The following is a 12,854-nucleotide window of genomic DNA, read 5'->3' as shown; positions in this document are numbered from 1 at the left end:
CGGTCAGCCGGCTGGCGAGGCAATCCCTCAGAAGCCGAGGCTGGCGAGCAGGTCGTCGACCTGCCCCTGATCGGCCACGATATCGGTACGGCCTTCCTTCTTGATCTGCGGTCCGTTGAGAAGCGAGTCTTCGGCCTCCTTGCGCTTCTCCGGCGGCAAGTTCTCGAGCAACGTCTGAAGCAGATGCTTCTCGATCTCCTGCACGACATCCATGACCTTCTTGATGACCTGTCCGGTCAGATCCTGGAAGTCCTGCGCCATCATGATTTCCATCAGATGGTGATTGGTCGCACGGGTGTCTTCCGGCACGCGGCGCAGATAGGTGCGCGTCTCGAGCACGAGCTTGCGCGCGTCGTCGAGTTCGAGCGGCTCGTCGAACCACTTGGCCCAACGTTCGTCGAGGGCGTTGGCGTCGGCTTCGAGGCGGTCCTGAAGCGGCTTGGCCAGTTCGATGGCCGTGAGCGCACGCACCGCCGCCTGCTCGGTCATGGTGGCGACGTAGTTCAGGCGGTCGCGCGCGTCGGGTATCGCCTCGGCAGCTTGCTCGAGTTGTTTGTCCAGACCCAGCTCACGCAAGTTGTCGCGCAGCATGCGCGTCAACTGCCCGATGCGCATGAGCATGCGCTCGGCCGGGTCCGCCTCGCCGGTCACGTAAGCGCCATCGGGCTCACCCGGCCATTCAGTGCTCGCCTCGTGGGTCACGCTCAGGCCCCCGTTTTTTCCATTTTCTCGAAGATCTTGCCCAGCTTTTCATCCAGGGTGGCGGCCGTGAACGGCTTGACCACGTACCCGCTCGCACCGGCCTGGGCGGCGGCGATGATGTTTTCCTTCTTCGCTTCGGCCGTCACCATCAGCACCGGCAGCTTCGAGAGGTTCGGATCGGCTCGGATCTGCTGGAGCATCGTCAGGCCGTCCATGTTCGGCATGTTCCAGTCCGAGACCACGAATTCGAAGTTGCCGCCGCGCAGCTTGGCCAGCGCCGCCGCACCATCTTCCGCTTCGTCGACATTGGAGAAACCCAGCTCCTTGAGCAGGTTTCGCACAATCCGGCGCATCGTCGGAAAATCGTCGACGACCAGGAATTTCATGTTCTTGTCTACCATCATTACTCCAATTCGGCCGGCGCCCCTCGGGGGCCGGCGATATTCATGGGCAGGTTCCGCCATCACTCAGTGCCCTGAGTGTGTCCGCAAATCGATACGAACCATACGGCGAAAAAACGCCAAAAAGCGCCCTACTATACCCGTTGAGTGCGTTCGCCAAATTTCGACACCTGATGCAGCACTTTACGGGCCATCTCGTGCAGCGGCACCACCTCCTCGGCGCCGCCCATCGCAATGGCCTCGCGCGGCATGCCGAACACGATGCAGCTCGCTTCATCCTGCGCGAAGGTGTGTGCGCCGGCCTGGCGCATTTCCACCAGACCGGCCGCGCCGTCGCGGCCCATGCCGGTGAGAATCACCCCGATCGCGTTGCGTCCGGCATGAACCGCCGCGGAGCGAAACAATACATCGACCGACGGACGATGTCGATTCACCGGCGGTGCCGGGTCGAGCAAGGCCACATAGTTCGCGCCGCTGCGCGAGAGTTGCAAGTGGGTGTCGCCCCCCGGTGCGATGTACGCGTGCCCCGGCAGCACCCGCTCGCCATGTTCGGCTTCCTTCACCGTGATGCGGCACAGGCCGTTCAGGCGCTGCGCGAACGACTTGGTGAAGCCCGCCGGCATATGCTGGGTGATCAGAATCGCCGGGGCGTCCGGCGGCATCGGTACCAGCACCTCGCGAATGGCTTCCGTTCCGCCCGTCGACGCGCCGATGATAATCAACTTCTCCGTCGACACCAGCGGGTTACGCAGCATCGGCGCCGCTTCGATCGGCGCAGGCACCGCGCTCTTGGGCGGAGCGCTACGCACACGGGCGCGGGCGGCAGCGCGAATCTTGTCGGCAATCATCTCGCCGTATTCGAGCATGCCGTCGCGAATGCCCAGGCGCGGCTTGGTCACGAAGTCCACCGCGCCGAGTTCCAGCGCGCGCAGCGTGACCTCCGAGCCACGCTCGGTCAGCGACGACACCATCAACACCGGCATCGGGCGCAGGCGCATGAGCTTCTCGAGGAAGTCCAGCCCGTCCATGCGCGGCATTTCGACGTCGAGCGTGAGCACGTCCGGGTTGTACTGCTTGATCAGGTCGCGCGCCACGAGCGGATCGGGGGCGGTCGCCACAACGGTCATGTCCGGTTGCGCGTTGATGATCTCTGTCATCAGGCTGCGCACGAGTGCGGAATCGTCCACGCACAGGACTTTGATTGGTTCGCTCAAGCCCCCTCCATTTGTCGGTTATCAGGCCCCGGCCGAGGCTTGGCATTTCTGGCCGGTGGCGCAAAGAGCTCTACGGAGCCCCGTACTTCGCGTGTGCGCAAACGCTGCGCATACGCCTGTTCGCGCTGAACGATGGCCGGATCGCCCCGGTCGCCCAGCTTCTTGACCATCACTCGCCCGGTGCGCGGCAAAAAGCACACCTTGCGCGGATGCGGTCCGAGCAGATCCTGCGCCGTGACGCGAATCTGCTCCATCTCGAGATAGCGCAACACGAAATTCGCGTTGCGATCGCCGATATTCAGTGTGGTCATGCCCGCCAGCACCGCGCCGCCGCCGAAGACTTTCGCTTCGAGCCTTTCGCGCTTTGCGCCGAGCTTGATCAGCTCGTTGATGAGCATTTCCATGGCGTATGCACCGTAGCGCATGGACGCCGAGAGTATACGGTCGCGCTCGCTCTCGCCATCGTCAGGCAGCATGAAATGATTCATGCCGCCAATACCGGTGACGCTGTCGCGCACACACGCGGCGACGCACGAGCCCAGCACCGTCACGAGCATGATGTCTTCGGTCGTGACGAAATACTCCGACGGCAGCAGCTTCACCGCCTGCGTATTGAACGCACTGTCGAAGTAATGGTTGGTCGCGAGCGCTTCGGCCAATGGTTGCGCCATGATCAGGCTCCCCGTGCGCCCGAGCCGGCCAGTTCGTAGACCGTCTGCCCGCGCAGCCGGAACGCCCGGCTCACATAGGTGAAGTTCTCGGAGTGCCCGGCAAAGAGCAGCCCGTCCGGCTTGAGCAAGGGCACGAAACGCTCGAGAATCCGCGCCTGCGTGGCCTTGTCGAAATAAATCATCACATTGCGGCAGAAAATGACGTCGAACGGACCGCCGATCTGCCACGACGGCGCCAGCAGGTTCAGCGGCGCGAACGTCACGAGTTGCTGTAATTCCGGACGCACCTTGATCTTGCCCGAGTTCGCCCCCGTGCCGCGCAGGAAGTGACGGCGCAACTGCTCCTGCGAGAGCTTGCCGGTCTGCTCGCCGTTGTAGACGGCGGCCGACGCGCGGGCAAGCACCTGCGTGTCGACATCGGTCGCCAGCACGCTTGCGTTGGGGCGCGAACCCAGCGTGTCGACGAGCGTCATCGCAATCGAATACGGCTCTTCGCCGGTCGACGCCGCGCAGCACCAGACCGAGATCGGCTTGGGGCGCTGACGCACGAAGTCGGCAAGCAGCGGAAAGTGATGCGATTCGCGGAAGAACGACGTGAGGTTCGTCGTCAACGCGTTGGTGAACGCCTCCCATTCGCTGTCGCCGGTATCGGCTTCGAGCATGTCGAGGTATTCGGTGAAGCTCGTCATGCCGAGCGCACGCAGACGCCGCGCGATGCGGCTGTACACCATCTCGCGCTTATGTTCGGCCAATGCGATCCCGGCACGCTGATAAATCAGGTTGCGGATGCGGCTGAAGTCCGCCAGCGAGAAGGCGAAGTCGCGCTCGCCCGAGAGGGCGGCACCGCTTGCGCGCGCGAAATCCGCGCTGCGCGAGCTGCCCGCGCCATCCGCGCCGGTGTTGCCAGCGGCACTGCGGTGCGACAGATGCGAAGTATTGCGCGAATCAGTCATGGTTTCTCACTTTGCTACGGCGTCAGTCACCCGCCGTCATGCTCGCTGTTGTGCTCGCGTTCATGCCGCGCGAGCCAACGGCTGCGGCGTCGGTTCCCGGCGCGTAGCGCTCATGGCATGCACGCTCCCGCCCCCCGCACCGTTCGTCTGAAACACCGACACGGCCTCGCGCAGTTCGTGAGCCTGCGACTCCAGCGCGCCAGCGGCGGCCGCCGCCTCTTCCACCAGCGCCGCGTTCTGCTGCGTCACCTCGTCCATCTGCGCCACGGCGCGGTTGACCTGCTCGATGCCGCTCGACTGTTCGGCCGAAGCCGCCGAGATCTCGCCCATGATGTCGGTCACGCGTTTGACCGCCTGCACGATCTCGCCCATCGTCTGACGCTGCTGCGCCACGAGCGCCGTGCCGTCCTGTACACGGCGTGCCGAATCTTCGATGAGGGCCTTGATTTCCTTCGCCGCCGACGCACTGCGTTGCGCCAGCGTGCGCACTTCCCCGGCCACCACGGCAAAGCCACGGCCCTGCTCACCGGCACGCGCCGCTTCCACCGCCGCGTTCAGCGCAAGGATGTTGGTCTGGAAGGCAATCCCGTCGATCACCCCGATGATGTCGACGATCTTGCTCGAACTGGCGGAGATGCCGTCCATCGTTGCGCCGACCTGTCCGGACACTTCACCGCCACGCGTGGCGATATCCGAAGCGTTCACGGCGAGCTGGCTGGCCTGACGCGCGTTGTCCGCGTTCTGCTTGACCGTGGCGGTGAGCTGCTCCATCGACGAGGCCGTCTCTTCGAGCGATGCCGCCTGTTGTTCGGTGCGGGACGACAGATCGGTATTGCCGGCCGCGATCTCATGCGCGGCCGTCGTGATCGACTCGGTACCCTGACGAATCTGTCCGATGGTCGTGGCCAGCGTCTGCTGCATGCTGTGCATGGCGTAGATCAGGCTGCTGGTGTCGCCCGGCGCCACGTTGACATGAACGTGCAGATTGCCGCTGGCGATGCGATGTGCGATTTCGGCCGCGTATTCGGGTTCGCCGCCGAGGCTGCGTTGTATGTTGCGAATGATCGCGACCATTGCAGCGGTAACGACGGCGCCGATCGCAAGCAGCGCAACGCCCAGACGCAGCAGTGTGGCGTAGAACGCTTCGTCGATGTCCTGCACATACACGCCGCTCATCAGGCCCCAGTCCCAGGGCGCGAAGTACTTCACGAACGAGAGCTTGGCGATCTGTTTGTCGCTGCCGGGCAGGCGGCCGTAGTAATTGACGAAGCCCGCGCCTTTGCTCTTGGCGACCTGCGCCATCTCGACAAAGAGCAGCTTGCCGTTCGAGTCCTTGTAATCGGAGACGTCCTTGTTCACCAGATCGGCGAGTGTCGGATGCATGAGCACGACCGGCTTGCTGTTGAAGATGACCAGATAGCCGTTGTCGCCATAACGCATGGTCTTGAGGCGGGCCATGGCCTGCTGCTGGGCCTCTTCGACGCTGATCTTGCCTGCCGCAGCCTGCGCCGCGTAATCGCGCACGATCCCGTCGGCACTGGTGATGATGTTCTCCAACGCCGAGCGTCGCTCCGATATCACCGTGCCGCGCTCATGCCAGGCAGCCCAGCCGCCGAGAATCAAAAGCCCCAGCCACATGAGCGCAAGCGCGGACCAGAGTTTTGCTTTGAGACTCAACTGCATCATGATGTGACTCTCCACCCGCTGCACGTCGCGGCATGATGCGCGCGACGGCATTTGTCTTACCGATTATTGCCACTTGCCGACACGCGTCTCGTCGATTCCGGCTCGTCCCGCTTCGGGATAGACGCGTGCACCGTTCCAGTAGGTTGTTTCCGTGCTGTGTGTGTAACGCGCGATCAGAAGGTTTCCCAGTCGCCGCTCGCATCGTCCGTGCCGGTGCGAGCGCTGGCTGCCGGCGCGGCGGCAGCCGGTGCCGGCCGGCGCAGCGGGGCCGGTGCGGCCTTCGCCGCGGGTGCCGCCGCCGACGCCGCAGGCGCCGCTACCTTCTTCACCGCCGGACGCGCTGCCGGCGGCAGCGCCGCCAGCGCCGGCGCCGAATGGCTTGCCACGGCCTGGCTGGCATCCAGACGGAACACCGAGACGACCGACTTCAGGCGATTGGCCTGCTCTTCCAGCGAGCCAGCGGCCGCCGCCGCTTCTTCCACGAGCGCCGCGTTCTGCTGCGTGACTTCGTCCATCTGCGTGATCGCGCGGTTGACCTGCTCGATGCCGCTCGACTGCTCCGCCGAGGCCGCCGAGATCTCACCCATGATGTCGGTCACACGTTTGACCGCTTGCACGATCTCGCCCATCGTCTGGCCTTGCTGCGCCACGAGCGCCGTGCCGTCATGCACGCGGCGCGCCGAGTCTTCGATCAGCGCCTTGATTTCCTTCGCGGCCGCAGCACTGCGCTGCGCCAGCGTGCGCACTTCGCCCGCCACCACCGCGAAGCCACGGCCTTGCTCACCTGCACGGGCGGCTTCCACCGCGGCGTTCAGGGCAAGAATATTGGTCTGGAAGGCGATGCCGTCGATCACGCTGATGATGTCGACGATCTTGTTCGAGCTAGCCGAAATGCCGTCCATCGTCTCACCGACCTGCCCGGAGACCTCGCCACCGCGCGTGGCGATTTCCGAGGCGTTCACGGCAAGCTGGCTGGCCTGACGCGCGTTGTCCGCGTTCTGGCGCACGGTAGCCGTGAGTTCTTCCATCGACGAGGCCGTTTCTTCCAGCGATGCCGCTTGCTGTTCGGTGCGTGCCGACAGATCGGTGTTGCCGGCGGCGATTTGCTGTGCCGCCGAAGTGATCGACTCGGTGCCCGAGCGAACCTCTGCCACGGTGCGCACCAGGCTGTCCTGCATGTGCTTCACGCCCTTGAACAGACGCCCGGTCTCGGTGTCGTTCCATACGTCGATGCGCGCCGTCAGATCACCGCCGGCAATCTTCTCGAAGTGCTTGATCGCGTCGTCGATGGGGCCGACGATGGCGCGCGTGAGCGTGATCTGCGTCACGATACCGACGAGCAGGCCGACCGCCAGACCGATCCCGACCATCCACATCACCATCGTGTAGCGGCTCTGGGCAGCAAGGTAGCGGTCTTCGGCGTTCTTGACCTGCAGATCGGCCAGTGCCGTCATCGCCTTCGTGTAGTCGGCGAACAAACGCGGCACATCCATCACCGTCTTGGCGTGGAAGTCCGGAATGTCACCCGATTCGATGGCCTTGAGCGCGGGCAGGATGCCGTCGTTGACGACCTTGCCGCGCGCGGCGACCACGGCATCGGCCATGCTCTTCTCGCCATCGCTCATCGGCAGTGCGGCGTAGGCAGCCCAGGACTCGTCGGCCTTCTTGAGGTTGCCGCGAACGCTGTCGATCGCCGTCTTGATCTCGGTCGGATCGGCAATGAACTCGATGCGCGAGAGGGTCACGCGTGCGCCCAGTGTCGAGATCGTCGTCTGCGCGAGCGAGCGCGCCGACGCCATGTCGTTCGAGTAGATCTCCTGCAACGATGCATTGCTTTGTCGCAGCGAGACAAGACCCACAGCGGCGCCGACAACCAGCAGCACCATGAAGAGTCCTAGCGCCAGCGTCAGCCGAGCCCGGATGGTGACATTCTTAAACATAACGACCTCTACCCCGTGAAGACCAGCCTGCGGCCGGCATACCCATCTCAATCATCGAAACGTCAAAACTCTTCCCAATCGCCCGGATCACTCGACTTCGCCGTCGACGTTGTCCCCGTCGATCCGCCCGCCGGTGTCTTGCCCCGTCGTGCCGCCAGTTGCAGCACCTGTGCGTCATCCTGTGCGCTGATTGCCGCCGGCGCTGCTGGCGCGGGTGACTGCGGCCGGCGCGTCACCGTACGCGTTGCCCCCGTGCCCGCACTGGCGCGTGCCGGTGCAGCGCTGGCTGTCGACGCAGCCGCCGGGGTTGCCGGGGCAACCGATGCCGCTACGGCGGGTGCCGCGGCACTCGATGGCCGCACGGTAGACGCCGTGCGTTGCCTGGTGGCGCTGGAGGCGCCGGCGGCCTTGACGCTGTCGCCGACACGGAAGACAGCCACCGAATCGCGCAAGCGATGCGCCTGGTCTTCGAGCGATCCGGCGGCGGCCGCCGCTTCTTCCACGAGCGCCGCGTTCTGTTGCGTGACCTCGTCCATCTGCGTCACGGCACGGTTGACCTGCTCGATGCCGCTCGACTGTTCGGCCGAAGCCGCCGAGATCTCGCCCATGATGTCGGTCACGCGTTTGACCGCCTGCACGATCTCGTCCATCGTCTGACCGGCCTTCGCCACGAGCGCCGAGCCGTTTTCCACGCGCCCGACCGAGTCTTCGATCAGCACCTTGATTTCCTTCGCGGCTGCCGCACTGCGTTGCGCCAGCGTGCGCACTTCGCCTGCCACCACGGCGAAGCCGCGTCCCTGCTCGCCCGCGCGGGCCGCTTCCACGGCGGCGTTGAGCGCGAGAATGTTGGTCTGGAACGCAATGCCTTCGATCACGCTGATGATGTCGACGATCTTGTGCGAGCTCGTCGAGATGCCGTCCATGGTCTCTACGACGTTGCCCACCACCTGACCGCCGCGCGCGGCAATTTCCGAGGCGTTCACCGCCATCGCGCTTGCTTGCCGGGCATTGTCGGCGTTCTGCTTGACCGTGGCGGTGAGCTGCTCCATCGACGAGGCCGTCTGCTCGAGCGAGGCGGCCTGTTGCTCAGTGCGCGCCGACAGATCGGTGTTGCCTGCGGCGATTTCGCGCGAGGCCACATTGATCGAGTCGATGCCGTCTCGGACATCCGAAACGATGGACAGCAGACTGTTCTTCATGACCGTGAGGCTGAAGAGCAACTGCCCGATTTCGTCACGGCCCGAACCTTCGGCCGTGCCGGTCAGGTCGCCCGCCGCGATCTGCTTGGACATCGAGAGCGCGACGCGCAGCGGATGGTTGATCGCCCGGCGCAGAATGCTGCCGAGAACGAACAGGATGACAATGCCGCCGAGCACTGCCACCGCCGTGGCGCCGCGCACGAGGGTGTGCTCCTTCTGCGCTTGCTCGTACAGATCGGTCGCCTGCGTGAGTTCTAGACGCGTGAGCACGTTCAGCTCGTCGCGCATCGGGCCATAGGCCGGCTTCACCTTCTCGATATACGTCTGTTGGGCACCCTCGGCCGAGCCGGCCTTGAGCATCGCGACCGTTTGTTGAAGGCCATCGGTCGTGAAGCGCTGGCGAATCACGTTGAAACGCTCCGCCTGCGCCTGCGTCGCCGGATCGACCGACTTCATGTACTCCGCCCACTGACGATTGATCTCGTCCAAGCTGCCAGCGATTTCGTCGCCCGCACGCTTCATGGCGTCGAGGTTCGGGCTGCCTACGGCTTCCGCCACGAGCAGCACATCGCGATCCAGCTTCTGGCCGATCATGCCCAGCGTGCTCACCGGCACCATACCGTTCTGGTACACGCGCAACAGCTTCTGATTGCTGCTCGAGACGCCCCACATGCCCAAAGCGCCGACCACGACGAGCAGAACCGCGCCGAGCACGATCATGCCGGTCAGACGCGCACGCAGCGTATCGAGACGCACCTTGCGCACTAGTGCCGCAATACCGCCGCGCTCGACCTGACCGCCGCGAATGCGCAGATTGCCGGCTTGCCCATTGCGAAAGCGCGCATAGAGGGCTTCAGCCTGCGCCGTCGCCCCCGCCGCAGGACGTACGCGCACCGATGTGTAACCCACCACCGTGCCGTTCTCCTGCGTCGGCGTCACCGTCGCCAGCACCCAGTAGTAGTCGCCGTTCTTACGGCGGTTCTTGACCAGCCCGATCCACGTGTCGCCTCGCTGGACCGTCTCCCACAAATCGCCGAACGCCTCGGACGGCATGTCCGGATGGCGCACGATGTTGTGCGGCGCGCCCAGCAGTTCATCGCGCGAATAGCCGCTCACCTCCACGAAGGCGGGATTGGCATACGTGATCCGCCCCTTGAGATCCGTTCGTGAGATCAGGTACTGATGCTCGCCGATGACGAACTCGTTCTGGGTGACGGGCTGGTTATTGCGCACGTACTGGGTCTCCGTGGACTGGGTGAGTGGGTTATGGTTTGTGGGGTGATGTTGCGGGTGTCTCGGCCCGTCGTTCACGTCCGTGCTATGTGTCTTGCTTTGCGCGCCGGCTACCGGGGCTTAGCTCGCCAGCCGCTCGATGAGCGCCATATCGTCGCTGGTCATCAGCTTTTCGATGTCCATCAGGATCAGCATGCGGCCTTCGACCGTGCCCAGACCCGTGATGTACTCGGTCGCCAGTTGTGCGCCGAACTCGGGCGCCGGCTTGATTTCGCCGCGCGCGAGCGTGAGCACGTCCGACACGCCGTCGACCACCATGCCGACCACGCGGCCCGCCACGTTCAGAATGATCACGACCGTCTGCGTGTCGTACTCGACGCGCCCCAGCCGGAACTTGATGCGCATGTCCACGATCGGCACGATGATGCCGCGCAGATTGATCACGCCCTTGATGAAGTCCGGCGCATTGGCGATGCGCGTGACCGCGTCGTAGCCGCGAATCTCCTGCACCTTCAGGATGTCGATACCGTATTCCTCTTCACCGAGCGTGAAGACCAGAAATTCCTGACCGTCGCCATCGGTCTGCATGGCGCCGCCCTGGCGCGACACGGCATGCTCTTGCGAAAGGTTGTCCATCTAACGCGTCTCCGACTTCAGTTGAAGATGGTGGCTACCGCCGAGCGCTGGCCGCGCTGAAGCGCCGCCACGTCGACGATCAAAGCCACGCTGCCGTCACCCATGATGGTGGCGGCGGAAATACCGTGAATACGGCGGTAATTGGTTTCGAGATTCTTCACCACGACCTGCTGCTGACCGACCAGTTCGTCCACCAGCAACGCGAAGCGGCGGCCTTCGGCCTGAAGGATCACGATGATGCCCTGCGTGGGGTCGAGGCGCGCTTCCGGCACATCGAACGCGCGGTAGAGCTCGACGAGCGGCAGATACTCGCCGCGCACCAGCACGACCTGACCTTCGCCGGTCACGGCGCGAATGTCGTCGCGACGCGGTTGCAGCGACTCCATCACGAAGTTCAGCGGCAGGATGAAGATCTCGGGGCCGACCTTGACGGACATACCGTCGAGAATCGCCAGCGTAAGCGGCAACACGATGCGGATCGTGGTGCCCTTGCCGCGCGAGGACAGAATCTCGACGTGGCCGCCCATCTGCTGGATGTTTCGCTTGACGACGTCCATGCCCACACCGCGGCCCGACACGTCGGTGACCGCTTCGGCCGTGGAGAAACCCGGCGCGAAGATCAGTTGCCAGACTTCCTCGTCCGTCATCGAATCGGAGACGTTCATGCCTTGCTGCTGCGCCTTGGCGAGAATCTTTTCGCGACGCAGGCCCGCACCGTCGTCGCTCACTTCGATCACGATGTTGCCGCCCTGATGCGCGGCGGAGAGCACCAACTGGCCGACCGGGTCTTTGCCCGAGGCCAGACGCGCCTCCGACGTTTCGATACCGTGGTCCAGACTGTTGCGCACAAGGTGTGTGAGCGGATCGATGATGCGCTCGATCAGGCTCTTGTCGAGTTCGGTCGCCTGACCGAACGTGACGAGTTCGATTTGCTTGCCCAGCTTGCCCGCGAGATCGCGCACCAGACGCGGGAAGCGCGAGAACACGTAGTCCATCGGCATCATGCGGATGGACATCACCGCTTCTTGCAGATCGCGCGCGTTGCGCTCAAGCTGGCCCATGCCATTGAAGAGGCGGTCGTGAAGCATCGGGTCGAGGCTGCTCGCCGTTTGCGCCAGCATGGCCTGCGTGATCACCAGTTCGCCCACGAGGTTGATGAGCTGGTCGACCTTCTCCACGCCCACGCGAATCGAGCTGTTCTCGTGTCCGGCAGCAGCGCCAGCCGACGCGGCAGCCGCGCGCTTCTCCGGCGGCTGATGCGCGCCATTGCCACCCGCGCCCGCCTGAGCCACCGGCGCGGCAGGCACCACGATGGGCTCGGCCGCAGGCGGCGGGGCAACGGGCGCCGGCGCGGCAGGCACTTCGATCGGTGCTGGGGCAGCCGACGCTTGCGCAAAGATTTCGGCCGTCTGGACCGGCGCCGCCACGGGCGCCTGCGCCGCAGCGGCAGGCGCAGAAGGAGCGGCAGGGGCAGCAGCGGCCGACGCGTCTTGCACGTCGATCTGCGACGGCTCGATCACGAAGCAGCACACGGCGAGAATGTCGTCGGCGCCGCACGTGGTATCGAGCCACAGGTGCAACACGTCGCCGCTCGAGTGACGGCCCGCCACCTGACCAAGGTTGCCCAGTTCTTCGGCGAGCAACGTCTGATCCTTTTCGCCCACGCCCGTGAGCGTAACCTTCAGACGCGTCTGGCCCGGCGGCACGGGGCTCGTCGGGGCCCCGCTGGCGTCGGTGGCAGCGACTTCGCCGGCTGCCACGGGCGCGGCCGGTGCCGCCGGCGCAGGTGCCGCCGCAGCCGGCGAGACCGGCGCGGCAGATGCCGGGGCGCCACCTTCTTCGGCAGCCAATTGCTGAAGAATCGCGCAGATGCGCTTCATCGCCTCAACATCGGGTTCACTGGAGGCGCGGTAGGCATTCAACTGTTGATGCAGCACGTCTTTGGTTTCCAGGAAGGTGTCGACCATCTCGGTGCGCAACTGCAATTCGCCGCGACGCGCACGGTCCAGCAGGTTTTCCAGCAGGTGAGTGGTCTCGGTGAGCGCGGTGAAGCCGAATGTAGCGGCGCCGCCCTTGATCGAATGCGCTGCCCGGAAAATCGCGTTGAGCTGCTCGTTGTCCGGTGCATTGATATCGAGCGCAAGCAGGAGGTGCTCCATCTCTGCGAGCAACTCTTCCGCTTCGTCGAAAAAGGTCTGGTAGAACTGGGTGATATCCAC

At 64.6% G+C, this 12,854-nt stretch carries 10 protein-coding genes; all 10 read right to left on the bottom strand.

Annotated features, from left to right (window positions below):
* Positions 1–27: 27 nt before the first annotated feature.
* The 10 genes from cheZ to cheA all read right to left on the bottom strand — a co-directional run bounded on the left by cheZ (position 28) and on the right by cheA (position 12,854).
* Positions 28–708 carry a protein phosphatase CheZ gene (cheZ, locus tag PBR20603_RS14340; protein WP_150560192.1) on the bottom strand — a complete coding sequence of 227 codons (681 nt, stop codon included), beginning with the start codon at positions 706–708 and terminating at the stop codon, positions 28–30.
* A complete protein-coding gene (gene cheY, locus PBR20603_RS14335; protein ID WP_039413638.1) occupies positions 705–1,103 on the bottom strand; it encodes a chemotaxis response regulator CheY in 399 nt (132 codons plus the stop codon). Before cheY ends, cheZ begins: the two co-directional genes overlap by 4 nt.
* A 134-nt stretch (positions 1,104–1,237) precedes the next feature.
* Positions 1,238–2,317: a protein-glutamate methylesterase/protein-glutamine glutaminase gene (locus PBR20603_RS14330; protein WP_150560191.1), complete on the bottom strand. Its 1,080-nt coding sequence runs from the start codon at positions 2,315–2,317 to the stop codon at positions 1,238–1,240.
* Positions 2,314–2,988, bottom strand: a complete 675-nt coding sequence (gene cheD, locus PBR20603_RS14325; protein WP_150560190.1) for a chemoreceptor glutamine deamidase CheD — start codon at positions 2,986–2,988, stop codon at positions 2,314–2,316. The genes PBR20603_RS14330 and cheD overlap by 4 nt, the downstream gene beginning before the upstream one ends.
* 2 nt (positions 2,989–2,990) lie before the next feature.
* On the bottom strand, positions 2,991–3,941 hold the full coding sequence (locus tag PBR20603_RS14320; RefSeq protein ID WP_246174676.1) for a CheR family methyltransferase: 951 nt from the start codon (positions 3,939–3,941) through the stop codon (positions 2,991–2,993).
* Positions 3,942–4,001: 60 nt separating this feature from the next.
* Positions 4,002–5,627: a methyl-accepting chemotaxis protein gene (locus PBR20603_RS14315; protein ID WP_174977920.1), complete on the bottom strand. Its 1,626-nt coding sequence runs from the start codon at positions 5,625–5,627 to the stop codon at positions 4,002–4,004.
* A 173-nt stretch (positions 5,628–5,800) separates the two neighbouring features.
* Positions 5,801–7,567, bottom strand: coding sequence for a methyl-accepting chemotaxis protein (locus PBR20603_RS14310; protein ID WP_150560189.1), 1,767 nt, complete (start codon positions 7,565–7,567; stop codon positions 5,801–5,803).
* Positions 7,568–7,629: 62 nt separating this feature from the next.
* Positions 7,630–9,999: a methyl-accepting chemotaxis protein gene (locus tag PBR20603_RS24450; protein WP_217425966.1), complete on the bottom strand. Its 2,370-nt coding sequence runs from the start codon at positions 9,997–9,999 to the stop codon at positions 7,630–7,632.
* Between the two features lie 120 nt (positions 10,000–10,119).
* Complete coding sequence (locus PBR20603_RS14300; RefSeq protein ID WP_010807747.1) at positions 10,120–10,635, bottom strand: chemotaxis protein CheW; 516 nt, start codon at positions 10,633–10,635, stop codon at positions 10,120–10,122.
* Positions 10,636–10,652: 17 nt separating this feature from the next.
* Positions 10,653–12,854 (bottom strand): chemotaxis protein CheA, encoded by a 2,202-nt coding sequence (cheA, locus tag PBR20603_RS14295; protein ID WP_150560187.1) that lies wholly within the window; start codon positions 12,852–12,854, stop codon positions 10,653–10,655.

Origin of the sequence: Pandoraea bronchicola (assembly GCF_902459805.1) — a bacterium.
In the GTDB taxonomy this organism is placed as follows: domain Bacteria; phylum Pseudomonadota; class Gammaproteobacteria; order Burkholderiales; family Burkholderiaceae; genus Pandoraea; species Pandoraea bronchicola.
Note: the sequence above shows the minus strand (reverse complement) of the source record. Positions and strands in the feature narration are given on the sequence as shown.